Annotated in this window: 19 protein-coding genes and 3 pseudogenes; 6 read left to right on the top strand and 16 right to left on the bottom strand. The window is 60.6% G+C overall.

Annotated features, from left to right (window positions below; genetic code table 11):
- Positions 1–117: 117 nt before the first annotated feature.
- Positions 118–363: pseudogene (locus tag AWB69_RS22795) on the top strand (LysE family translocator); the annotation flags it as partial.
- Between the two features lie 27 nt (positions 364–390).
- Here the strand turns inward: AWB69_RS22795 and AWB69_RS22790 are convergent.
- Positions 391–1230 carry an AraC family transcriptional regulator gene (locus tag AWB69_RS22790; RefSeq protein WP_062088982.1) on the bottom strand — a complete coding sequence of 280 codons (840 nt, stop codon included), beginning with the start codon at positions 1228–1230 and terminating at the stop codon, positions 391–393.
- A 326-nt stretch (positions 1231–1556) separates the two neighbouring features.
- Here AWB69_RS22790 and AWB69_RS22785 point away from each other — a divergent pair, with 326 nt between their 5' ends.
- Complete coding sequence (locus AWB69_RS22785) at positions 1557–2459, top strand: hypothetical protein (RefSeq protein WP_156528939.1); 903 nt, start codon at positions 1557–1559, stop codon at positions 2457–2459.
- 59 nt (positions 2460–2518) lie between these two features.
- Here AWB69_RS22785 and AWB69_RS50820 read toward each other — a convergent pair.
- Positions 2519–2755, bottom strand: a pseudogene (locus AWB69_RS50820) (MFS transporter); the annotation flags it as partial.
- A 156-nt stretch (positions 2756–2911) separates the two neighbouring features.
- Between AWB69_RS50820 and AWB69_RS22780 the strand changes: the two are divergent.
- Positions 2912–3142 (top strand): annotated as a pseudogene (locus tag AWB69_RS22780) (ATP-binding cassette domain-containing protein); the annotation flags it as partial.
- 254 nt (positions 3143–3396) lie between these two features.
- A complete protein-coding gene (locus tag AWB69_RS22775; protein WP_063977879.1) occupies positions 3397–4161 on the top strand; it encodes a glycosyltransferase family 2 protein in 765 nt (254 codons plus the stop codon).
- 15 nt (positions 4162–4176) lie between these two features.
- Here AWB69_RS22775 and AWB69_RS22770 read toward each other — a convergent pair whose 3' ends face one another.
- Positions 4177–5202, bottom strand: a complete 1026-nt coding sequence (locus AWB69_RS22770) for a lysylphosphatidylglycerol synthase transmembrane domain-containing protein (RefSeq protein ID WP_156528938.1) — start codon at positions 5200–5202, stop codon at positions 4177–4179.
- A gap of 688 nt (positions 5203–5890) precedes the next feature.
- On the opposite strand from AWB69_RS22770, the gene AWB69_RS22760 reads away from it, so the two are divergent.
- Positions 5891–6124, top strand: coding sequence for a hypothetical protein (locus tag AWB69_RS22760; RefSeq protein WP_062088972.1), 234 nt, complete (start codon positions 5891–5893; stop codon positions 6122–6124).
- Between the two features lie 209 nt (positions 6125–6333).
- Here the strand turns inward: AWB69_RS22760 and AWB69_RS49530 are convergent, their stop codons facing one another.
- The 6 genes from AWB69_RS49530 to AWB69_RS22730 all read right to left on the bottom strand — a co-directional run bounded on the left by AWB69_RS49530 (position 6334) and on the right by AWB69_RS22730 (position 15160).
- Positions 6334–7062, bottom strand: a complete 729-nt coding sequence (locus AWB69_RS49530) for a lysozyme inhibitor LprI family protein (protein WP_231937199.1) — start codon at positions 7060–7062, stop codon at positions 6334–6336.
- The gene (locus tag AWB69_RS22750; RefSeq protein ID WP_062088968.1) at positions 7059–8009 is read right to left on the bottom strand and encodes a dimethyl sulfoxide reductase anchor subunit family protein; all 951 of its coding nucleotides are present in this window, start codon (positions 8007–8009) and stop codon (positions 7059–7061) included. The genes AWB69_RS49530 and AWB69_RS22750 overlap by 4 nt, the downstream gene beginning before the upstream one ends.
- 11 nt (positions 8010–8020) lie before the next feature.
- Positions 8021–8764, bottom strand: coding sequence for a 4Fe-4S dicluster domain-containing protein (locus AWB69_RS22745; RefSeq protein ID WP_062088966.1), 744 nt, complete (start codon positions 8762–8764; stop codon positions 8021–8023).
- Between the two features lie 40 nt (positions 8765–8804).
- Positions 8805–11726 (bottom strand): molybdopterin-dependent oxidoreductase, encoded by a 2922-nt coding sequence (locus AWB69_RS22740; RefSeq protein WP_062088964.1) that lies wholly within the window; start codon positions 11724–11726, stop codon positions 8805–8807.
- 533 nt (positions 11727–12259) lie between these two features.
- Positions 12260–13993 (bottom strand): ABC transporter ATP-binding protein/permease, encoded by a 1734-nt coding sequence (locus tag AWB69_RS22735; RefSeq protein ID WP_062088963.1) that lies wholly within the window; start codon positions 13991–13993, stop codon positions 12260–12262.
- A 75-nt stretch (positions 13994–14068) separates the two neighbouring features.
- The gene (locus tag AWB69_RS22730; RefSeq protein WP_062088961.1) at positions 14069–15160 is read right to left on the bottom strand and encodes a potassium channel family protein; all 1092 of its coding nucleotides are present in this window, start codon (positions 15158–15160) and stop codon (positions 14069–14071) included.
- Positions 15161–15536: 376 nt separating this feature from the next.
- On the opposite strand from AWB69_RS22730, the gene AWB69_RS22725 reads away from it, so the two are divergent.
- Positions 15537–16148: a hypothetical protein gene (locus AWB69_RS22725; RefSeq protein WP_062088959.1), complete on the top strand. Its 612-nt coding sequence runs from the start codon at positions 15537–15539 to the stop codon at positions 16146–16148.
- A 25-nt stretch (positions 16149–16173) separates the two neighbouring features.
- Here the strand turns inward: AWB69_RS22725 and gltS are convergent, their stop codons facing one another.
- From gltS to AWB69_RS22690, 7 genes are all read right to left on the bottom strand, one after another.
- Positions 16174–17373, bottom strand: a complete 1200-nt coding sequence (gene gltS, locus AWB69_RS22720) for a sodium/glutamate symporter (RefSeq protein WP_407923050.1) — start codon at positions 17371–17373, stop codon at positions 16174–16176.
- Between the two features lie 27 nt (positions 17374–17400).
- A complete protein-coding gene (nhaA, locus tag AWB69_RS22715) occupies positions 17401–18618 on the bottom strand; it encodes a Na+/H+ antiporter NhaA (RefSeq protein WP_062088956.1) in 1218 nt (405 codons plus the stop codon).
- Positions 18619–18820: 202 nt separating this feature from the next.
- Positions 18821–19996, bottom strand: coding sequence for a monovalent cation:proton antiporter-2 (CPA2) family protein (locus AWB69_RS22710; protein WP_062088954.1), 1176 nt, complete (start codon positions 19994–19996; stop codon positions 18821–18823).
- 19 nt (positions 19997–20015) lie between these two features.
- Entirely contained in the window at positions 20016–20618 is a 603-nt protein-coding gene (locus AWB69_RS22705) for a PqiC family protein (RefSeq protein WP_062088952.1), read from the bottom strand.
- Entirely contained in the window at positions 20618–22240 is a 1623-nt protein-coding gene (locus tag AWB69_RS22700; RefSeq protein WP_062088951.1) for a PqiB family protein, read from the bottom strand. The genes AWB69_RS22705 and AWB69_RS22700 overlap by 1 nt, the downstream gene beginning before the upstream one ends.
- Positions 22233–23498 (bottom strand): paraquat-inducible protein A, encoded by a 1266-nt coding sequence (locus tag AWB69_RS22695; RefSeq protein ID WP_062088950.1) that lies wholly within the window; start codon positions 23496–23498, stop codon positions 22233–22235. The genes AWB69_RS22700 and AWB69_RS22695 overlap by 8 nt, the downstream gene beginning before the upstream one ends.
- Complete coding sequence (locus tag AWB69_RS22690) at positions 23495–24979, bottom strand: efflux transporter outer membrane subunit (protein WP_062088948.1); 1485 nt, start codon at positions 24977–24979, stop codon at positions 23495–23497. Before AWB69_RS22690 ends, AWB69_RS22695 begins: the two co-directional genes overlap by 4 nt.

The following is a 24979-nucleotide window of genomic DNA, read 5'->3' as shown; positions in this document are numbered from 1 at the left end:
TCGACAATGAGTTTCTTTGCACGTTCAAGAACCTCACCGCCTGTCGCTTGACGAACCATCGCGCGCACCTCTACATGGAAGGTGTGCTTATTATTACACTATTGAATTAGAAATGGAATTAATCCGAAAGCGTGGCTCGCGTCCCTCGCAGGTATGGGAGCCTACGCGGCCGACGGCGACCGCGTGCTGGTCTGGAAATTTACGGCGGTGTACTTTGTGATTTGCTACGGATCGATTGCATGCTGGGCGTATGCGGGATCATTCCTGCGCCAATACTTGCGCGACCCGAAGCGTGTGCGGTTATTCAATCGGCTGATGGCACTGTTGCTTGCAGGTAGCGCGATCTACCTGCTCGAAGCATAGACCGCTGCTACCGGTCACCGTTTGCGCTCACCCGCGATATTGCCCAGGGGTAGCGGCCACGAACTGCCTGAAGGCGCGTTGCAGATGCGCCTGATCGGAGAATCCCGCGTCGAGCGCAACGTCGGCAATCGAACGTCCGCGCCTCAATTGCGCCCGGCTATATTCAATGCGGCGGTTGATCAGGTAAGCGTGAGGCGTCATGCCATAGTGACTTTGGAACGAGCGGATCAGATATGAGGCGGAGAGCTCAGCTGCGGAACAAATGTCGTCCAGCTTGAGCGAACGCGTGCAGTTTTCCCTGATGTACTGCGCCGCGCGCGCGAGCTTGTGATGAGCGTCCCGGGCCGTGGCAGGTGCCGGGTTTAATGTGCACTGCACATCTGTAAAAAACGTAAGTGCTGCGCTGTGCTTTTGCAGAGGATCAGCCTGCTCGTTCGTGAGCAGGTCATAGAGCCGATTCAATCCTGCGTACAGCTCGGGCCGAGTGGTCACGGTAGTTGAAAACGCGCGGAAATCGAGACCCTGGCTCGCGCCCAGCTCATGCTGCAGGTTGATCAGCCAGGGAACGCCCACATAGAGCATGTGGTACGACCATGGCTGATTGTCGATCGGATTGCAGGCGTGGACATCTTCCGGGTTGATGACTACAACCGCACCAGCATCCACCCGCTCCTGCACCTTCCCGTTGAGATAAGTACAGTGGCCGCCAGTAATTGCACCGATCGAAAACGTCTCATGCGCGTGTTTGGCGTAGCAAACCTGACGACCATCCTGAATGGAACGAGCCTCGAGAAACGGCAGCGTTTCGTCACGCCAGAACCTGGGCGTGGTTGCCTCCTTCCCCGCAACGCTCGCGTTTTTTGCCATGCCCGGCTCTTTGATCAATTCTCGTATCGCGTACTTTAGCGCATTATCCAAAGGTCCTGCTATCCGGATAGCACGCTCGGGCGAGTCCCAGGAAACTGCCGGCCTGACGATCAAGAACCGTTAGAAACTGCAAATTCGCTAGCCGATTAAGCGACCCGCGATCTCGGTCACGGACATGCCGCGCTAAAGTAACGTTTTAGAGCGAAAATACGCACGGAGCCGCCGATTAATCCAGATGGGGCGTTCCGGATACACCCGGCTATCGCCAATTGCTGCAGAGCAGTAAGAAAATACCGTGACTCGCGTAATGCCTTCCCAAGCCTTTGATGACCGACTTAAACGTAGATAGCCAAAACACCGCCGGTGATTGCCCGGTATGCGGCAACCCGCTGGCATCGTCTGACGCGGCATGTCCGCGATGCAGGGCGAACCTCGCTGCCGTGAGCGCCGCCGAGATGCCCTTGCCCGAAGCAACACCGAAAGAAATGTTCCCCGACCGGTTCTATGAAAAGCGGGCTCCGGTGGATTCGCCCTATCCGAGCGTGGCTGAACCGGAAACCTCGACTTCCGTGGCGAAAAGCCAGTCGGGCCGGTACTTCAAACTTGCCGGGGCCGCCCTGATCGCCTTGATCGCACTGGTTACGGGCGCGTCGTACCTTTATAACGGCATGGAGCATGTCAACCAGCAAGCGAAGCCCGCAACCGCACCGCTTGCGGATAACAGCCTTCCTGAAGCAGCGCCGCCGGGCATCATTAGTGTGCCAGCCGGTACGAAGAACGCGTCCATCGATGTAATGGGAACCATCGACGCCATGCGTTCAGCCATGGTGCGGGGTGAGCTGAACGCGGCCCGGCAGCAACTGGCAATGCTTCCGCCAGGAGAAGATCAACGCGCCGATGTCCGGCGCATCACCGACGAACTGGTCCAGCGCGAGCACGCCAGGGATTCGGCCCTGGGCCTTGCACGAGCCTGCGAGAAAGCGGGCGACGTGCCGTGTGTTTTGCGATCGGCAGGCGATGCATTGGCGAGTGACGTATCCGACTCCGAAGCACGCGGAATGCTTCTGCGCGCTGTCTCTCAGACGGGCGCAACCCAGGCCACCGCCGTCAAGGTCAACCAACGGGGCGATCCTTCAATCGTGACGCATCGGCCCGCGCCCGAAAAACGCAGGTTCCGGCGCGCACCGCAAATATTCGCGAACGACAGCGATATCTACGGGAAACATTGAGTCACGCGCCGCTCAAGCGGGCCAGCCGCCGTGCTGCACGGCTGTAGTAAGCACTGGTTTCACGACTGCGGCTCGACAAACGCACGATCCATCGAGGGCAATCCGGTCATTCGCCGCCCCGCCAACCGGGTGATGCAAACCAGCGTAATGGCTGCAAGGACGCTGTAAAAAGCGGCGAGCGGCTACCATTGCCCTGCGTACTGATGCACCAGCACCGTTCCGATCAACGGCGTCAGACCGCCGGCCAACGCCGCGCGTAACTGATAAGAAAGAGAGATCGCCGAGTAGCGCACGTGCATGTAGTCGATAGACAAAGCCGGCCCAGGCTCCGATGGGTCACTGCGTGTCAGGGGACGTTCGGGGTTCAATCATCCTTTGATGGAGTTCATTTAATAAAAAGGATTACGAAATATATATCCATTGTTGAGAAACATGCTGGCACCGGTGATCCTGAACAACTCTCGAAGGCTTTGGAAAGCTTGCAACAGACCACGCCCATCACCGTGCTGCTGGGCGAGCAGAATGTCACCTTTGCGTTGCCGCACGCTGACCGCGTCTACGTACTCGAGCACGCCCGCCTGATCTGGGAAGGCAATCCGGGGCGCTTTGCCAAGGAGATGGGCCGGGGCTATCTCGAGACCGAAGTCGCTAACGGCTCAAGCGTACATCCGGCGTGCGAATAGCGACGCCTGCGTCCGGGCGCTCGCGGATCACGCCAGCAACCGGTACATCGGCCACCGTTCGAGCGTTCAATTCGAGAACGTTTGCCAGCCGATGCGGTCAACACGGAAGCCGGCGCCTCACCTCGATTTCTTCGGGTCGGAACGTCACTTGACCGCTCGATGGAGTAGGATGCCAGACACGCAAAGCGCGCTCAATACCGGCGCGCTGCGGCGCCTGAAGGCCGCTTTCTCCAATTGCTCCTCTGCCTTCCCGCATGACCGCCCTTTCCATATCGTCAAATCGCCACCGTGTTTCATGCATCATTTGTGCATTCAACGAAGCCCCGCGGATCGGCGCGGTGCTGGCCGTTGCGACCGCTCATCCGCTGCTGGCCGAGGTTGTCGTGGTCGACGATGGCTCGACCGACGGCACCGCTGACATCGTCAGGCGCTTCCCCTCTGTCAGGCTGATTACGTGTCCGGTGAACCGTGGTAAAAGCGCTGCGATGGCCGTGGGGATCGCCGCTGCCCAGAACGAGTTGCTCATGTTGCTCGATGCGGACCTCAAGGGGCTCGCAAGCGAACACATTGCCGCGCTCGCGGCGCCCGTCCTGAGCGGCGCCGCGGACGTCAGCCTGAGCCTGCGGCAGAACAGCCTGCTGCTGTTTCGCGCGATCGGCCTGGATTTCGTGTCGGGCGAGCGCGTGGTCAGGAAAGAGTTGCTGAGCGAGGCGCTCAAGGAAATTCACCGCTTGCCGCGCTTTGGCATCGAGGTGTTCATGAATCGCCTGATCATCGAACGACGGCTCTCCATTGCCGTCACCCACTGGCCGAAGGTAACGCAGGCGCGCAAGACCGAAAAACTCGGCTACTGGGCTGGCATCCGCGCGGAATGGCGCATGATTGCGGACTTGTTGAAAGTCTCTTATCCACTCGCGCTCCTGTCACAGACATGTCATCTCTTTTCGTTAAGAGTCGATCATGCCGGTCATGCGCCGTTTTTCGTACGCATCAGGAGCCCGCGCGACAACGCGGTTTGAGCTGGCTCTGAAGCGTCACTCCGAAGCGCAGTCAGGAGCCGGCGTAGGCGTGGCCGGACGGCGGCGCCACGCCAGCGCAACGAAGCCGGCAGCGCCCAGCATCAGCGGGCAATAGAGCGTTGCGAAGCGCCACAGGACCAGGGCTGTCGCCATGGCCGCCCGTGGAACCCAGGCTGCGAACGCGGCTACCAGCGCCAGATCGCCGCCGCCCCCGCCTGCGGGCACACCGGTCCAGAGCGCCGCATGCAACACCACTGCCTGCACTGCCAGGACAAATCCGAGCGGCAAACGGTAACCCAGCTCCAGCAGGACAAACCACAGCGCGCTATAACGAAGCAGCCATTGCAGCGTAGTCAGCAGCAACAATCCGGCGAACCGGTCGCGCGGCCCTGTTATCAGGAGCTGCCATTGCTGGCGCACGCTCTGGCGAAACCGGTCCCACCTCGAACGTCTGGCCCTGAGCCACGGGACAAGATGGCCTGCCGCGTCCAGCGCCCGGGCGACATAACGGCGGCACATCCAGAGCACACCGATCAGGATCGCGACAACCGCCAATGTCATGGCGACCGTGGACAAGCTGACTGTTGGGAGCAGATGCGCCAGCGGGCCAACTGAGAACAGAAGCGCGATCGGCACCGCAACCGCGAAGAATGTCAGGTCGAGTGCCTGATCCGCGCCGACCACGGTGGTGGCGATCGCCCACGACGCTCCGGCGCGCTGCAGCAAAGCGATATTGACCCCATAACCGGCGGCTCCCAGCGGCGACGCGAGGAACGCGAAATCAGTCACGAGGGTAATCGCAAACGTGCGCATGAAAGGAACGCGCAAGCCAAGCGTGGTTTGCATCAGCTGCAGCTTGCCGGCCTTCGCCAGCGCGCTGACAGCGGCGCTTGCGGCCAGCACGAGGAATACTTCTGCGGGGACGGTGCGAAGGCCGGCCAACAGGTCGTGGGAGCCTAATATAAAAGGCACACCCATCGAGAGACCGACCCCAAGCAAAGCAAGCAGGGTCGCAACGTTACGTGCGTGGGTGCGGGTCACGAGCACCGCCCGGGTAATCGCCGCTGAGCACCGGGATCCGACATTGACGAGTCATGTCGCGCCGACAGTGCAATCGGGTCGTTCATTGCGATTTGAAAGCTGGGAGGCCGAAAAATAAGCATGCGGTTGGATGGTCCTTAATGCATCTGTGCGTGTGCGACGCAAGACAGCCTGGCGCTCGATATAACCAGGACACCCCTTGCGGTCGCACCCTCATTCTCCAGCATAATGATGTCAAACACGCTGCGATGCGCCGCGACAAACGAAGGGCCGCTTATCAACAAGCCTAAGCTCTCTACACTGCTCTTACGACCGCGTGATGCGCGCTGAATTCCGCCGCGATCCATCTTCCTGGCGCGACCGCCCGGCTCACTGCGAACGAGCGTTCGCGACCCCACGCTTACGTTAGCGCAAACGCACTCGCGTCACATAATGGTCGCCAGATACGGGTAGCTTCATAAGGCTCCCCGTTCGAACGCTTTCATGTTCTCCAGCGGCGCTGAACTTCCATATATCCGCCTTCAGCACGCTCATATGTTGCATGTGGCGAATGGGGACACAATGCCGCTTGTCCAAGCGCAGGGTTCTGGTTTTAATTATGTGCCGTGCACAGAAAAATAATAATTTTGATTGGACGAATAGCGGCGCTACAGTTATTGAAGCTCGGCAATCAATGAAAGGAGATGCGATGGTCTTTTATCATCATGGCGCGGCTATTCAACCGTCGGTAACAAGGCTGGGCAACACGTTCCTGGCGCGCGTTTCCATCCTTGAGGAGGATGGCGAAGCAACCTCTCTCGGCAATCTTGGACAGTTCGCCAATCGTGACTGCGCCTTCGAGTTTGCCGTGCGCAGCGCCACGGCGTTCATTGACGGCGAACCCCTGCCGCGGTCCCCATTTGAACAGCCACACGCAAAGTGAGTGGACAAGCAGGCATGGCGCCGGCGAAGCCCGGCGGCATGCCTGAAGTACTGGAATGATGGAGGCCTTGCCGGGCACAACCAGGGGTTCGTTGGTTTTGCCCCGGCAAGATTGGCCTGAAGGCAGCCATTGTGGACTTAGGATAGCCACTGCCCGCTCCGGGAGTCTTGCGTCAACTCCCGTCTCGTCAAATCGGGCAGGACCCCAAGTTATTGCATCGACAGGGAACCTGCGTCGCCTTTCATCCTCAACACGGCTGCTTGCGCCGGAGGCGCCAGGTTTTGCTCAGCAAGGCTGGCCTTGAGCACGGTGACTTGGTTTGCGGTTCCCTGATCGAAGTCCGCATCGAGCTCGCTGATGCGACGGTTGTACCAGTTGACCACGCAGGTCTTGTCCTTGCAATTGTGCTGACGCCACTGCCACTGCTTGATATGGTCGTCCTCAAAAGCCTCTGTGTCGGGCGTAACGTCTTTTGCACGCTTGTAGGAGATCGCCAGCTTGTCGTCGAGCGACGACAGTTCGGGATCGTCGCAAACGAGCTTTTCCGAGCTGGAGACCTTCTTGCCGCAATGGAAACTCGCGGCCTGCGCGGAGCCGGAAAAACCGCCGCCCAGCATCAGTAACGCCAGCGTCGCGGTGCCGGCAGCGCGCCTCACGTTGAACAGTTTCGATTTCAATTTGCCTGACCTTGTCATACCTGCCCCCGTTGATCCATCGTTGAAGTTGCGTTGTTCGTCAAACCGATGATCCTGGTTTTCGGACAAGTGAACCCTTCGAACAGGAGCCGACCTTCTCAAGGCCTTACTTAATATTTCACGCGTGTATTTGAGTGCGCAGAATGACCGGTCGGTTCGACGCCCTGCCGAACCTTCGTCATGCGTGGTATTGAATTGGTGCGAGAAGTGACGACCGCGTCGCCACCTCAAGCCAAGCGTCATCCGACTCGCGCGTAATACAGGTTCTGCGGATGCTTCGCCTCGGCGAAGAAGAACCAGCGTTCTGCAACGAGGCCCGCGTACTGCACAAGACACGCCGCGGCTAGCAACGCGACCGAGACACCAATCGAATGCACGCCTGCGCCCAAGGCCAGCAGTACCACGGGCGCCACGAAAGCCGTCACGAGAAATCCCCACTTGATCCCGCGCAGCGTGCCCGCCGATTTGCCGTGAAAGAACTCGCGCAAATTGAATGCGCCGGCCGTGAAACCGCGCGATACCTGCACGACCTTCGCGTTCTTGATACCGGTGGCACTCTGCACGGTGGACTTCGGCCGCAGTCGGGCATTACGTACGAGCGATGCCGACCGGCTCGCGCAACCGGCAAGCGTCAGCGCACACGCGCAGGCGGCAAGCCCCGCAGTCATTGCAGGTGCGAACCACGCGCTCAATGCAGTGACCAGCGTGAACCCGGATGCACAGCCAAGCAGCACGAAGTTGGCCAGCGTGAGGGGCGTGGCCCACTCCTGGAGAAAGCGCAGGCATGCGTAGATCATGGCCGAGCAGACGAAGAGCGCGGCGCTCGCGAGCACGCCGAGCGCCCCCAATGCGAGCGACCATGGCGAGCCGAACCAGTGTGCGACGCCGTAGAGAAACGCGCACGCAAGAAACGCCGGCAAACACAGGCATTCACGCGATAACCACGAGGTTCGCCACATGGCGACTGCCCGCCACGCGCGTTCGGGGTGCCCGAGATGGAAGAACGAGGCGATAAGTCCGAGCCCGCCAAGCACCACCGACAGCGCTGCACCCGTGACGTAGAACGCAGTCGGCGGCGTTGCAACAAGGCCGAGATACGCAGCCGTCTCCACGCCGACCAGCGCGATCAGCAGGCCCTGCGCCGCGCCGCTTAGTGTAGTGAGAAAAACAACCGAGAAAGCGGGGTTCATTATGGAATCCTTTAGATTCGCGTTGCGACCGACGCAAGATGCAATTGCCCACGCTCGAGTTGCGCGTCCAGCGTCTGCGGAGTGGGCTCGGCCGAAGCCGTCTTGCACGAGCATGTGCCTTCCCCGCAACCCGAAGCCGACGTCATCTTGCGCGGCAAATAATGATTCGCGGGCTTCGTGTCCCATTCGGGCATCAACTGATAACCGCCGCGCTCCTTGATCGCCTTCGACACCACGGACTCGGGGTCGTGAATGTCCCCGAACAATCGCGCGGAAGTCGGGCACGCGAGCACGCATGCCGGTTGCCGGTCCCGGTCGGAGAGGTTTTCATCATGGATACGATCCACGCACAAGGTGCACTTCGTCATCTCCTTGCGCTCTTCGTCCAGTTCGCGTGCACCGTACGGGCACGCCCACGAGCAGTATTTGCAGCCGATGCATTTATCGAAGTCCACCAGCACGAGCCCGTCTTCCTTGCGCTTATAGCTCGCACCGGTTGGACACACCGGCACGCACGGCGGGTCCTCGCAGTGCAGGCACGACTTGGGGAAATGGATGGTCTCCGCGTTCGGATAACTGCCCGCTTCGAAACTCTGGACACGATTGAAGAACGTGCCTGACGGATCGGCGTCGTAGGGATTCAGGTCGGCAAGACTGCCCGACTCACCCGATGTATTCCACTCCTTGCAACTCGTCACGCAGGCATGGCATCCCACGCACACGTTCAGGTCGATCACCAGCGCCATCTGAGTCATTGCAAACCCCCTCGCTTCCTGTAGTCGCTTCCCGTAGTCGCTACTTGCGCCCTACCGCACCGCGCAGTCGTGCCGCAAACTCGCCTCGCCCGGCGAAGTAGGTCTGCACGATCCGCGATATCACCCCGTTCGAACCCGGCAGTGAACCCATGGCGTCGAACTGCGGCAGCGTGTGCTGCGCGTCGGCCTCCGCCGGATAGATCCGCACGCGCACGTCATACCACGCAGCCTGCCCTGTCACCGGGTCCGAGTTCGAGAGACGCCCGGGCGCTTCGTCCGTGCCGGGCAGTTCATCGGTGATCAGGTGATTGAGCAGGAAGCCACGTTGCGATTCGTTCGCTTTGGCGCCGAGGTTCCATGCGCCCGACGCCTTGCCGATTGCATTCCAGGTCCATACCGTTCCCGGCTCCACCGTTTCGCTGAAACGCGCCATGCAGCGCACGCGTCCCCACTGCGATTCAACGTAAATCCAGCCGCCGTCGGCAATGCCGTTTTCGGCCGCCATCAACGGGTTCATGTAGAGATAATTCTCGCCATGGATCTGCCGCAGCCACGCATTCTGCGAGTCCCATGAGTGATACATCGCCATGGGCCGCTGCGTGACGGCCGCGAGCGGGAAACGCTCGAGATCGGTCGAATTGCTTTCAAGCGGCGCGTACCAGAACGGCAGCGGATCGAAGTATTTTTCGACACGCTCGCGTAAATGATCGGGAGGCTGCCTGCCTTTCGTTCGCCCTTGCGCCGCGAGACGAAACTTCTGCATGACATCGGAATAAAGCTGGATGACGATGGGTTCCCTGAACTTGCGAAAGCCGTTTTTCACCGCCCAGTCGAGATACGGGCCATTGCAGTTGCGCATGTACTGCAAGTGTTCCGGTAACACGTGATGGAACACGCAGTTGTTCTTTGCGTACTGCTCCCACTGCTTCGGGTTCGGCTCGCCCACCAGCGCCTTATCCCCCTCCTTGCCACGCCATCCAATCAGGAAACCTACACCCGAATCGGGCGTCGTCGTGAAATTGACCACGAAGTCGGGATAGTCACGAAAGCGCCGCGTGCCTTCAGCCGTGGTGAATGCCGGAAACTTGAGCCGTGACGCAAGCTCGATCAGCACTTCCTGGAACGGCTTGCACTCGCCGGTGGGCGGCACAACGGGCACGCGCACTGAATCGACCGGACCGTCGAACTCGGAGATCGGGCGATCGAGCATCGACATGGCGTCGTGGCGCTCAAGGTAAGTCGTGTCCGGCAGGATCAGGTCGGCGAACGCCGTCATCTCCGACTGGAACGCGTCGCACACCACGATGAACGGAATCTTGTAGTCCCCGTTCGCGTGTTTGTCGACGAGCATCTCGCGCACCTTCGTCGTATTCATCGACGAGTTCCAGGCCATGTTGGCCATGAAGATCATCAGCGTGTCGATGGGGTACGGGTCGCCTCGCCACGCGTTGGTGATCACGCTGTGCATCACGCCGTGCACGGCCAGCGGATACTCCCACGAGAACGCTTTATCGATTCGAACCGGGCCGCCGTTTTCATCGATGAACAGGTCTTCCGGCGCCGCGGGCCAGCCCAGCGGCCCGGTTGCGAGCGGTGTGTTCGGCTTGACGGCGGCCGGACTGTTCGGCGGCTTGGCCGATGGCGGCACGGCGCGCGGAAACGGCGATTTATGCCGAAAGCCCCCGGGCCTGTCGATCGTGCCAAGCAGTGACATCAGCACCGCGAGCGCACGGATCGACTGGAAGCCGTTGGAGTGCGCTGCGAGCCCGCGCATGGCGTGAAAAGCGACCGGGTTGCCGGTAACGGTTTCGTGCGTCTGCCCCCAAGCGTCGGTCCAGCGAATGGGCAGCGTGATCCGGTGATCGCGGCTCGTCTGGATCATCTCCTGCGCGAGACGGCGAATGGTGGCAGCGGGAATGCCGGTGACGCCGGCCGCCCACTCGGGCGTGCAATCCGCCACGCGCTCGCGCAGCAGCGTGAACGATGGCGCAACGGGCGTGCCGTCCTCGAGCGTATAGCGGCCGTCGAGCGCGGGTGTCACGCCGGGCGAATGATGCGGCACGGCGCGCGCCGCTTCGACATCCCACCATGCGTGATTTTGCGGAAATAGCGGATTGCCCGCGGGTGTATCCGGGTCGCTCACGAACAGGCCGAAGTTCTCGCTCTCTTCGTTGAGATCGACGAGGTCGGCCGCGTTCGTATAGCGGCGCACGAACTCGTGGTCCCACGCGTCGGCTGCGATCAGCTCGTGGAGGAACGCCATGAACAGCGCGCCGTCGGTGCCGGGCTTGATCGGCACCCATTCGTCGGCAATGGCGGCGTAACCGGTGCGTATGGGATTGATTGCTATAAAGCGTCCGCCCGCGCGCTTGAACTTCGAGAGGGCGATCTTCAGAGGATTCGAATGATGATCTTCCGCCGTGCCGATCATGAAAAACAACTTGGCGCTGTCGAGATCGGGACCGCCGAATTCCCAGAACGAGCCGCCGATCGTATAGATCATGCCGGCGGCCATGTTCGCCGAACAAAAGCCGCCATGCGCCGCATAGTTAGGCGTACCGAACTGTTTGGCAAAGAGGCCTGTCAACGCCTGCATCTGGTCGCGGCCGGTAAAGAGCGCGAACTTCTTGGGATCGGTGGCGCGAATGCCGGCAAGGCGCTTTTCCAGCGTATCGAAGGCGACTTCCCACGACACCGGTTCAAACTGCGCACTGCCACGCTCGGCGTCCGCCCGGCGCATCAACGGCTGCGTGAGGCGGGCGGGAGAATACTGCTTCATGATCCCGGATGCGCCCTTCGCGCAGATCACGCCCTGGTTGAGCGGATGCTCCGGGTTGCCATCGATGTAACGCACTTCGCCTTCGCGCAAATGCACGCGAATACCGCAGCGACAAGCGCACATGTAGCACGTGGTCGTCTTGATCTCGAGCCGCTCGTCCTGCGTGCGGGCGTGATGTTCCATGCTGTGTCTCCCTCGCGGCTTCCGGTATGTCCAGGCGGTACCGATCCCGTCCCGACCATCCTAATCGCCGCCGGTGCTCAAGGGAAATCACGATTTGCGAGAGGAACTATCCGCTACGCTGATGGTTTCAATTTCCTTTCGATTGTGCGATCAATATATCGGGAAAGGTAACTTCGTCAGGGAGTCTTGTCTTGCTAGCGCCGATTGACCACCGGGTGCGGCGCGAGGTGCGGGAAGCTGCGAATCAAAACACTTTCGTCAGACATTCAGACGTTCAGGCATGGTTGATGCCATTCAGGGGCATGGCTATCTAAACTGCTCGACCAACAGCGCTATTGCTTTTGCCGCAAGCGTGTTGCGCCCCAAGCGTGGAGCAATGAGGTTGAAGTCCACGTCAGGCATCCGTGGCAATCCCGTCACTCCCCGGAATGCGGCTACGTCGGGTGTCAGGATCGCGCCTTTTCGGCACTATTTCCGTAAAAGTGCGGGTCTTGATAGCTCAGGCAGTGGAAGACCCATCACGATTTATTCCTCTAGCGCGAACGCATGATATCGAGCGTCTCCTGGTGAAACTGCGCAAGCGACTCGCGTTGCGCAATGCTGACAATCGCCGCATTCGGTAGCCGCTCGATCAGGAGTCTATAGAGATGCGCTTCGTTTTCAGTGTCAAGCGCACTCGTTGCTTCGTCGAGGAACACATAGTCAGCTTTGTGCATCAGTACACGTGCGACTGCCAGCCTCTGCTGCTCGCCCGGCGAGAGGATACGCGACCAGTGGTCGAATTCGTGCAATCGGTGAACATAGTCTTCCAGCCGGCACGCATGCAGTGCATCGCGGCAGTCGACGTCGCTTAATGTTTCGGGTAACGCGGGGTAGGTCAGCACCGCCTTCAGTGTGCCCGCTGGCAGATAGTTCTGCTGTGGGATGAACATCATGCGCGCGCCCACCGGCGCATCGATAGAGCCGTTGCCGAACGGCCAGAGACCAGCAAGCGCTCGCAACAGCGTGCTCTTGCCCGAGCCGGAGGGCCCGCGCACGAGCCAGCGCGAACCGGGCGCCACGGCAATGTCGCGCACTCTCGCGAGCGTTTGACCGTTAGGCAGCGCAAGCACGAGACCGTGCGTGACGAGTTGCTTCTCGTCGACGTAGTGCAGGTTGATGCCCCCATGCTCGGTGGCCGGCGACACGGATGCCATCAGATGGGGTTGCTGCATGACACGCTTGAATTCGCGCAGACGGTTAACCGTCGCACGCCACTCGACGAGCGAGTCGTAATTGTGAATGAACCACGAAAGCGATTCGCTTACCGAACCAAATGCGTCAGCGATCTGCATCAGGGTGCCGAAAGTCAGCGCGCCTGCGAAATATCGGGGCGACGCAACGACGATCGGAAAGATCTCGGCGACCTGCTCGTAGAAGTTGACCACGAAGCTGTAGCGCCTCGTGTACCTCATGAAGCGCCACCAGTTTTCACGAATCCGGCCAAACAGATCCTTGGCGTTCGAGCCCTCGGTCCGCATACCGTCATAGAACGCGATCTGCTCTGCGTTTTCGCGCAGACGGATCAGGCCGAAGCGGAAATTCGCCTCGACGCGTTGCTTCTGGTAGTTGATCGACACAAGCGGGCGACCGACCTTATTTGTCAGGAGCGAGCCGACAATTGCATAACCAACGGCTGCCCAAAGCATGTATCCCGGAATCTGGAAGGGTGTGGCTCCGATCATGACGGCCAGCGTGCCCGCCGTGCTCCAAAGGACGATGGAAAACCAGACGAGCGTTTCGAGCGCCGAGAGCAGATCGAGAGTGAAAGAAAGCGTGGTGGTGGCGAACAAATCAAGATCCTCTGCGATCCGCTGGTCAGGGTTGTCAGCAAGGCGATCGCGCTCGATCCGGTAGAAGGTGCCACCGTTCAACCATTCCTCCAGGTAGCGTGTGGTCAGCCACTGGCGCCATCGAAAGCCAAGCATTTGCCGCAAATAGCGGTTGTAGACAGAGATCGTGATGAACGCGAACGCAAGCCCGGTAAACATCAATATCAGCTGCGGGAATTCGCGCACGTTCTTGCTTTCCAGTGCATCGTAGAAATCGCGGCTCCATGTGTTCAGCCGGGCGTTGATGCCGACCAGAAGCAAGTCCATTGCGATGATCGCGATCAGCAACCCCCAAGCGGTCCGCCACTCCTCGGAGACCCAGTACGGTCTGATAAGACTCCATGCCGAGACACGGTCGGGTTGCCCGGATACAGGGTCGGACAATTGCTTGCTCATGAGCCTCCCTGTAACGCACGACGATTGTGGACTGGTACACGCGGCGAGTCATCGTGAGCGCCTGAAAGGCGGCAGCTAGGTGCCTTCGGTCCGCGACGCGCGGGTAGACTCCATCACAATCAGCACGTCCCCTTCTTCAATTGTGCGCGGCGCGTCCTCATAGAACGAGAACATATGGCCGTCGTGGACCAGCCCGACAATGAGCATGCCCGTAACCGCATTCGTCGCTCGACCGACTTCCCGCGGTGCGGCGGGCCGCTCCAGTAGCGTGACGCGTCCACGGGCCGACAGCAGGTCGTTGACGAACGGAACGATGTAGCGACTCTCGACCGCATCGGCCAGTAACAGTCCACCGATCTTGGTCGACGACACAATCACGTCCGCCCCCGCCTGCCGCAATTGCCGTTGGAACACATGCTCCTGAATCCGCACGACAATTTTTGTTTCCGGCGCAATGCTCCGGATGCTTAACGTGAGCAGTATCGCGGTCGGGTCATCAGAGACCGCGACTATGACGGCCTTCGCTGCACGAATCTGCGCCTGTTGCAAGATGTCTTCGCGCGACGGGTCGCCGAGCAAACCGGCAACGCCCAGCGCCGTCGCCGATTCAAGCGCCGATTGCTGCTGGTCGATCACAATGATTGAATCGGGATCCACGCCGCTTTCAAGCAGCTCGCGAACGGCAACCGAGCCACTGAGTCCAAAACCACACACAACGACGTGGCCCTGCAACCGCTTTTGCAGGCGTTTCATGTGAAGCTCCTCGATCACGCGTTGAATGACGAATTGATACGCTGTGCCTAGAAAGACAAACCAGATGGCGATACGTATTGGCATGACGAGAAACGTGACGACAAGGCGCGCGCGGGCTGTAACGGGCACTATGTCGCCATAGCCAACTGTCGCGACCGTGACCATGGTGAAATACATCAGGTCGATCACGCCGAGCGCCGGCTTGGTCGCGTCACGCAGCCCTTCGCGATCAATATAGATCACGACAAAGGCAAGCACGCACAATCCGATCACAAGGTAAAAGCGAAGTAACAGGACGCGTCGCGGGGAAGCCGTGGGCCTCATGAACAACGTGCGCGCACGGGGCGCATGCCACGGCGATCGCGTACGGCGCGGCAAATGGAACCGGCTCGATCTTCCGCGCTTCAGGGCCACGCGCGTCTCCTTAAAAAGGACATACGATTCTATGACACCTGGATTTTGGTCCCATACCCGGTACACCCGAAAGCGCAGCAGATCCTGAACGCGAGGGCACCTGCACCGCAGGCGATCAAGGCTTGTCCGTGAGCGGGAACAGCCGGACAAGCGTCGCTGTTCGCACGGCCCCGATCTATTGAAGTCTAAATAATGATCCTTCTACTACTTCGATAAAAAGATGTTTACTTCCTTCTTTTCGAGGCTTAGCTTGAGGTCTCAGGACGCGACCATCCATGAGTCTTCTTGCATTGTGGACCGCGCTCGGCACGGCAAGATTTGTGACGCTATCCGAGTCGCATCCCCGGTCGATCACCAACACAACCATCGGACTGCCATGACTTACGCCAGCGGAAAGTGGAATCTGAAACATGTGCAGTTGCGCGCGCTGTTGATTGCAGGATTCGCTCTCGGTTCGAGTATTTTTCCTGCCGCGGCACAGGCGAATGCGACGACGTCCGGCGAGGAAATCTGCCTGCCTAAAGGGACGTATCCATTGACCGGTGGCGGCGCGACCCGCTTCTCCCACGACCAAACCTGCTTTAGCCGCCCCGTCACCAGCACCTTTGCGTGGGAGAAAAAAATCCCACGTGCGAACAAGAGCGCGGTAGACCAGTTCAACGGGGCACGCGTCGTGCGTTACGACTACCATGACGCGCTGTATCAGTGTGCCAAGCGTCATATGCGGCTACCGGCTGTCGACGAACTGATCGCGCTGTTCGTCTACGCGAACACTGGCAACAATGCTGCATCGGAAAACAAATACGCGATCGTCGCGCCAGAAAATGATTCGCGTTACCCGGGCGGTCTCCATGGCTGGGGAGGAAGCACCACCTATTGGTCGCACACCTTCGCCGGCAGGGGCTTCCACAAGGTGGTCAACCTCAAGAGCGGTCGAGTGAGCATTTACTACGATTCGCGTACAAGCTATGTGTCGTGTGTACATTGAAGGACTTCGCCACTTGGACGATCCTTTATCCGTAGATTGGCAGCAGCAGGAACAACTTGATGACGATTGCGTTCGCAATGTCGATAAAGAACGCTCCCACCATCGGCACCACGAGAAAAGCCAGATGCGAAGGGCCAAACCGCTCCGTGATGGCTTGCATGTTGGCGATCGCCGTTGGCGTTGCGCCGAGGCCGAAACCACAGTGACCGGCGGCGAGCACCGCAGCGTCGTAATTGCGCCCCATGACCCGGAAGGTAACGAAAATGGCGTAGAGGGCCATGGCGATCGCCTGCGTTACGAGGATGGCGAAAAGCGGCAGCGCAAGCGAGGCCAGGTCCCCTAAGCGCAAGCTCATCAACGCGATCGCGAGAAACAGTCCGAGGCTCACATTCCCAAGCAGTGACACTTCGTCCTCGAAGACCCGATACCAGCCGGACACCGCGAGGCCGTTGCGCAGAACAACGCCGACGAACAATACACAGACGAATGCGGGTAGCTCGAGCGCCGTCCCGGCCAACCACGATGCAAGCGCCGAGCCCACAGCCAGACACACGACAATCAACGCTACTGTCTCGATGAAAGCATTTGCCGTGATCGGGCGAACAGCCTTGGGTTGCTCAAAACCGCTCGTGCCTGCGACATCCGACTCCGGGTTGGGGACAAGCCCATAGCGTGTGATCAGAAAACGCGCCACCGGGCCACCGATCAATCCTCCGAGTATCAAGCCGAACGTGGCGCAGGCAATCGCAATCTCGGTTGCCGAAGCGAGCCCATGGCGCTCCGCGAACACCTTCGCCCAGGCGGCACCCGTGCCATGGCCGCCGGAGAGGGTCACAGACGCCCCAAGCAGGCCGAGCAGGCGCTCCTGTCCCAACGCCCAGGCAAGTCCAAGGCCCAGTAGATTCTGCATCACGAGCAAGCCAACCACGGCGCCGAGAAACACAAACAAGGAACGCCCACCGGCTCTCAGGCTGGCAAGATCCGCGTTAAGTCCGATGGTGGCGAAGAACGTGAGCATCAGCGGCGTTTGAAGCGTCGTGTCGAAACGCACGTCGATCTGCAGGACCGCACGCAGGGCAAAAACCAGGATAGCGACCAGCAGCCCGCCGATAACCGGCTCGGGGATGCTGTAGGTTTGCAGTACCCGGGTCCTGGCGAGGATCGTCCGCCCCAGTAAAAGAACGAGGGAAGCGCCCATCAGCGTTTCCAAAGTGTCGAGGTTCACGATGCTCTTCTCTCGTCGAGAGATATATTAGTTAGTTATACGGGACGTGGTCTCTACGGCGCGACCCGACGCGAACCTGAGCAACAGATATCCGGTAACCCCCGATACCGTCGAGCCCGCAATCACGCCTAAGCGCAGAGGGGTGGAATAGTCGGGGCCCTCGAAAGCGAGAGAGCCAATGAACAGGCTCATGGTGAAACCGACGCCGCATAGCGCGGCAATGGCAATCAGCTGGAGCCAACTGGCGCCCTCGGGAAGCTTGGCCAACCCGAGCCGGATCAGCAGAGCGCTCGCCCCGCAGACACCGACAAGCTTGCCGGCAAAAAGGCCGACGGCAATGCCAAGCGGCAGCGGTTGCGCGAGCGCGGTCAACGTAACGCCGGCGAACGAAACACCGGCGTTGGCGAAAGCGAAAATCGGCAACACGCCAAAGGCCACCCAGGGATGGAGACTGTGTTCAAGCTGATGCAGCGGAGCTGCGCCTTGTGCGTTTTTAGTCTTCAATGGCACAGCGAAAGCGATTGCAACGCCGGCAAGCGTTGCGTGGACGCCGGACTTCAGGACGAACACCCACAGGATCACGCCGACGATCACATAGGGCGCAATTCGCGTGACCTTCTGCAGGTTCAGGGCGACGAGCACCGAGACGGCGACACCCGCCAAAAAAAGCATTGCGATGGAAAGCTCTGCGGTATAAAACACTGCAATGATGACGATTGCACCCAGATCATCGGCGATGGCGACTGCGGTCAGGAATATCTTGAGCGACACGGGGACGCGCTTGCCGAGCAGCGAAAGAACGCCAAGTGCAAATGCAATGTCCGTGGCAGTGGGAATTGCCCAGCCGTTCAAAGCCGCCTCATTTCCCCGGTTGAAAATGAAATAGATGAGTGCGGGTCCTACCATTCCCCCCAACCCCGCAACGACAGGCAGCACTATCTGCTTCGGAGTGGACAGCTCACCTTCAATCACCTCGCGCTTGACCTCCAGTCCGACGAGGAGAAAGAAAATGGCCATCAAACCGTCGTTGATCCACAATAGAAGCGGCTTTGCAACGGCGAACGATGCGAAGCGTACTTCTACGGGGATTTTTAACAAAGCGTCGTACCCGTTCCGAAGCGGGGAGTTGCTACAGATCAGCGCGAGTATGGCTGCAGCCACGAGCAGCAGACCGCCGGCCGATTCCAGTTTAAGGAAGTCGGAGATCCTATCAGTCCCCTTGCGAATCACATTGGCGATCACCATGCCCGATCCGTTGTGTGCGCATCAACTCGTGAAGGTCTAAGCCGGCGCCAGGTGCCGTATTCAGCCGGGCGCGGCGTTTGTTCTATAAATGATGATAGTGCACGGGCGCAGGCATTAACACCCATTTTCATTGCCGCTTGAAAGCGGCCACTGATCGTCGGTTGACTCGGAATGGCGCTTCAAGGCGCGGGCGCTTCGTGCTCTAAATGTCCGGATCCTGGCGCAAGCGCGGTATTTGGAATCGCTGGTGCGCGAGTAGCAGAAGCGGTGTAGTGACCATCGACAATGTAACCACCAGGGTCACAAGTGACGACAGGCGTTGATCGATCACGCGTGCGGCCAATGATGCCGCCAGCACGACGAACGCGAATTCCCCGCCTTGTGACAGCAGCACTGCAAAGTAGGTACGTTGCCCAACCGGGACGTTGAACCGCGCCGCGAGCAGCCACAGTACAACCGCCTTGATTCCCACGAGCACCAGCACCAGCACTGCCACCCGCATGGGCTCGCGCACCAGCACACCGAAATCGATCGACATCCCCACCGCAATGAAGAACAACCCCAGCAACAGGCCCTTGAACGGCGCCATGTCGGTCTCGATCTCATGACGATATTCCGAATCGGCAAGCAACATGCCGGCGACGAATGCACCGAGAGACATCGACAGATGGACGCTCTCCATCAGCAGCGCAATCCCGACCACCCAGAGCAACGCAAACGCGGTGAACACCTCGGGCACGCCGGTGCGCTTGATCACTCGAAGCAAAAAGCGCAACAGGAAATGTCCGGCCAGCACGACCGCCACGAGCATCGCCAGCGCTTTCAACGCGACGAGCCAGCCTGGTTCGGCGGCGGCATCGGCCACCGTGGGTCCCAACAGCGGCAGAAGCGCAATCAACGGGATCGCGGCCATGTCCTGGAACAGCAGGATGCCAAATCCCGCACGCCCAGCCGGCGTATCCATCAGCTTGTGTGCCTGAAGCTCGGCAATCACCATCGCCGTGGACGAGAGTGCCAGTGCGAGGCCGCCCGTCAGTGCAACGCGCCATGGCGAGCCGAAAATGAGGAAAGTCGCCGTCAGAACCAATGCGCACAGGGCCATTTGCACGCCCCCGTAGCCGAAAATCGTGCCGCGCATGGCCCATAGTTTTTCGACCTGCATTTCCAGGCCGATCACGAACATCATCAATACGATCCCCAACTCGGCGAAGTGCAGGATTGCATCAACATCGGTGACGAGCCTGAGCACCCACGGACCGATCGCCACACCTGCGAGCAGATAGCCGAGCACGGAGCCAAAGCCCAGCCGTACCGACAGAGGTACGGCGATGAGCGCCGCTGCCAGGAAAATCACCACATCTATGAGCATCCCTTCCATACATCCAGTCCCTTGGTCACTATCGACGTGTCGAGCGGATCGCCGCGGCAATGGCGTTGCTGACCGCCGCCATCGCCCTGCTGTGCGCGGCGACGAGCGCATCATTACCCTGCGTGCCTGTTGGTTCGCTCACCACGGAACGCCCGCTCACGGCCTTGCCCTCCTTCGGCGGCTTCACCGACCACAGCACCGAGACCGACGCCGCCTCGGGCGCCGACTCGAAGCTCTCTACATCGATCGATACGACGTAAGTCAGCGCGGGGTCCACGTTTTGCGGATAGGCGGATACAAGCGCACCGGGGAATTGCACCGCAAGGTCGGCGGCGATAACCCGCCGGATCTGGCTCTTCAGCGGCTCCGCCCATCGCGAGAACTCGTCAAGCGTGATCCGGTTGACGTCCACCCGCCGCACGAACTGCGGGCGGTCGTCGATCTCCGGTACCGTGACCGCGCCCATAACGATGGCCCATGACGGGATGGCGGACGGCGTACCGTCTCCGGCCCCGGCCGGCTCCTGCGGCCGCTCGACGCTCAGCGTATAGAAGCTCGCCTGGGGCGAGCTCGCGCAGCCGTTGGCAAGTGCCGCCGCGAGCATCACGGCTGTGGTTAAGAGGGTACGCATCACTTCTTGTCCTCCGTCTTGCCGCGAAGCAGCGCTTCGGGATGACGCTCGAGATAGTCGGCGAGCGCGCGGAACGACGCGGCCGTGCGCGACAATTCACGCATCGTGTCGACCGTGCTCTGCGCCAGCGCGGAGTTGGGCTGCAAGGTGCTGTTGGCGGAGGCGAGCGCCTGCTGCGCCGCGACCAGCGTGGCACGAGCCTCCGGGGCAACTTGGGTGTTGAGCGTCTTGAGCAGACCGTCCGCATCGGACAGGGTTTGATGCAAGTCGTTGCCGATGCTTTCGAACGGAATCTTGTTCAGCTTCGCGACGAGGCTGGTGATCGAGTCCTGCAGCCCCTGCAGGTTGCCTGGAACAGTTGGCAATTCGGGTAGAGGCTGGTTCCAGTCGATCGTGGCTCTCGGAGCCGCCGGGAAGAAATCGACCGCCACATAGAGGTTGCCCGTGAGGAGACTCGCGGTTTTCAACTGGGCACGCAATCCGTGTTGGACCAGATAGTCCACGAACGCTTTGCGATCCGACGTGACCCGGCCACCATTCGCGTCCGCGGCACTCTTTGTGCCCGAGTCGTAGCGCGACGTGAAGCGCTCGGGGAAGATGCGTACCTCGACCGGAATGCTGAACTGCTTCGTGGTTGGGTCAAAGTGCGTATAGATCGCCGCCACCTCGCCGACCACGATGCCCCGGAAGTCGACGGGCGCGCCGACCAACAGTCCGCGCACCGACTCCTTGAAATTCAGCACATAGGTGTCGACGATGCTGTCGTGCCGCTTCATCGCTTCGGCCCGGTCGCTGAAGAGTTCGAACTGGCTTTGAGCTGCGGCTTCAGTCTTGTTGTCGGCCACGTTTGGCGGATCCTCGAACGCCAGGCCGCCGATCAGGATCGACACCAGCGATTCGGTGTTGACCTTCACGCCGCTTGTATCCAGCGTCACGTCCACGCCGCTCGCGTGCCAGAAGCGAGTGCTGTTCGTCACGTATTTATCGTAGGGAGCATTGACGAATACGTGCAGCGTCATGGCTTTGCCGTCCGGATCGAGCGCGTAGGAGGTGACCTGTCCGACCTGCAGCCGCCGGAAGAACACGGGCGAGCCGATATCGAGCGAACCCATGTTCTCGCTCTTGAGCACGAACTCCCGCCCCGGCACGCCGGCTGCAAACACGGGCGGCGACTCCAGCCCGACGAAATCGCGGCGCGCCGCGCTCGCCGTACCAATGTCCATGCCAATGAACGAGCCTGACAACAGCGTGCCAATGCCCGAAACCGTGCCGCCGGATATGCGTGGGCGAACGACCCAGAAGCGGGTATCGTCGACCAGCATGTTGGTGGCGTCGCGGTTCACCTCGGCGCTGGCTATGACCCGTTTATGATCAGGTGACAAGACGACCTTCTTTATCACGCCAATATCCACGTTCTTGAATTTGATCTTGGTCTTGCCCGCTTCGAGGCCTTCGCCAGTGATAAAGCTGATGGTAATGGTCGGACCTTTCTCGAGGATGGACTGCACCGCGAGCCAGCCGCCGATCAATACCGCGACCACTGGCACCAGCCAGACAAGCTGCACCCTCCAGCGCGAGCGAGGAGTGGCGACCGCTTCTGGGTAATCGGGCGGCCTATTCATGATCAGGCTCCATGGCGTCCCAGATGAGACGCGGGTCGAACGACATCGCAGCGAACATGGTCAGCACGACCACGGCGCCGAACGCGATAGCGCCGGGTCCGGCCTTGATGGTCGCGAGCGCATTGAACTGCACCAGGGCGACCAGGATGGTGATGACGTAGATATCGAGCATCGACCAGCGTCCGACGAGTTCCACCAGCCGGTAGATGCGCGTGCGTCTCTCAGGCAGCCAGCGCCAGTGCAGTTGTGCCGTCAGGACGAGAAAGACAAGCGCCATGATCTTGAGCATGGGCACGGCAATGCTCGCGATGAACACGATGGCCGCGAGCGGCCACGAGCCCGAGGTCCAGAGGTAGACCACGCCGCTCAGGATCGTGTCGGTTTGCGCGCCGAAGAGCGAACTCGTGTCCATGACGGGCAGCATGTTGGCAGGGATGTAGAGGACCATGGCCGCAATGACGAAGGCCCAGGTGCGCGCGATGCTGCCGGGCTTGCGGAAGTGCAGAGGCGACCCGCAACGCGGGCAGCGGCCTTCGTGAGCATGCGATGCCGGTTTTGATAACAAGCCGCAGTCATGGCAGACGAAGAGACCAGCACGGGCCGCCGTCCGCGCCGAGGCGCCGGTCTGCCCTGCCGGAGCGCCGGCCGCACTCCGCGCGACGTCGATGCGCGTCCAGATATCGTGGGGATCGAAGGCGGACGCAGCAGCGGCAAGCAGCAGCATCACCCCGCCGAACGCCAGCATGGCAATACCAGGGACCACGGTTGCAATGGCTGCAAGCTTGACGAGCGCGACCAGCATCCCGAGGATCAGCACTTCGATCATGCCCCACGGGGTCACACGACGCAGCACGCGCAATACAATATCGGGCCGGCGCGGGATGTGCCCTGTGCGCAGCGGCAAAAGCACATACGTCACCGCCACCATGTCGAGCAGTGGCATCAGCAGCGTCGTGACGAACACGAGGCCCGCGAGCGGCCACACACCGTCGTCATACAGCACGCGAGCTGCACCGAACAACGTGGTCTCGACAAGCGTGCCGTTCACCGAAAGCCCGACGATAGGGAACGCATTGGCCACCGCGAAAAGGACGATTGCCGCGAGCGTGAAAGCAAGTGCCCGGTCTACGCTGGCGGGCGGGCTTCTATACAGCATCGCACCGCAGCGCCGGCAGCGCGCGGTTGCACCGGCGCTCAGCACTGTCTCGCGCTGCAGCAGGTCGCATTCGTGGCAGGCAATCAGGCGGCCGGTATTCATGGCGCAGCCCCCCCGGTTTGCGAAGCGGCCGCCGCCGGGTTCGCCATGGCCGTAGTCCCGTCGTAGGTCGTCGCGGTCATGCCCTCCGCATGGATGACCCAGCCGCCGCCCATGGCCTGGTAGAGGCTCACTGTCGATGTGAACACCGCGCCTTGCGTCTGCGCGTAGCTTAGTTGCGAATTGAAAAGACTACGTTCGGCATCGAGCACTTCAATGTAGCTCGTATAACCCCCTTCGAAACGCAGCCGGGCAAGGCGGGCATAAGTGCGTAACGCATCGACCTGATTGCCCTGCACCACCAGTTGCTCACGCGTTTTCTGCAGCGACACGAGCGCGTCCGCGACTTCCTGGAACGCGACCTGGATCGCCTTCTGATACTGAAACAGCGCTTGTTGCTGTTGCGCTTCGGCTTGCTTCACCTGACCGCCGATACTGCCTGCCGTGAAGATCGGCAGCGTCACCGCCCCGGTATAGGACCACACGCGCGCCGGTCCGCTGAAGAGCGAGGAGAACTGTCCGCTCGCGGAACCGAACAAACCGGTCAGCGAGATCGACGGGAAATAAAGCGCGCGTGCGGCGCCAATCAGCGCGTTCGCGGCAATCAGGTCCTGCTCGGCCTGGCGCAAGTCGGGACGGCGTTCAAGCAATTCGGACGGCAGCCCCGCCGGCACGGCGGGCAACGCGAGATCGTCCAGTTCGCGGTCACGCACGATGACCTCGGGGTTGTGCCCAAGCAGGATCGACAGCGCGTCCTCCTGCTGCGCGATCTGCAACTCGATCTGCGGAATCGCCGCGAGTGAGGCCTGGTATTCCGACTGGCTTTGCGCCAGCTCCATTTGCGACACCTCGCCGCCCGAATAGCGCAACTGAAACACATGGACGGAAGCCGCACGGCTCGAGGCCGTGGACTTCGCAATATCGAGCTGCCGGTCAAGCGACAACAGGTTCACATACGACGACGCCACCGATGCCACCAGCGTCAGGATCGTCGCGCGCCTGCCCTCTTCGCTCGCGAGCAGGTTCGCACGGGCAGCTTCCGTCTGCCGGCGCAGCTTGCCGAAGAAATCGATCTCCCAGGACGCGGAGAGCGTCGCCTGGTACTGGTTCAGAACCGGGCCTACACCCGGTGGCAACTCCGTGCCAAACGGCACACGCTGGCGTTGCGCGTTGAACCCTGCGGCCGCCTGCGGGAATAATTGCGAGCGCGTGGTCTCGAACTGCCCGAGAAATTGCTCGACACGGGCCGCCGCAGTCTTCACGTCCTTGTTGTCGGCTAATGCCGTTGCGATCAGGTCGTTCAACGCCGGGTCCTGAAACTGTTCCCACCACGCGGTATTGACCATATCTTTTGCATCCGGCCCGGCGAAGCGGAAGGCAGGCGGCGTATCGATGGACGGACGCTTATAGTCGGGTCCGAGCAGGCAGCCGCTGAGCGCGAGCAACGTTAGCAACATAAGCAACGAGAGAGCGGAGGCACGCAT

This window comes from Caballeronia udeis, assembly GCF_001544555.2.
GTDB lineage: Bacteria > Pseudomonadota > Gammaproteobacteria > Burkholderiales > Burkholderiaceae > Caballeronia > Caballeronia udeis.
This window is presented reverse-complemented; position numbering and strand designations above follow the sequence as displayed.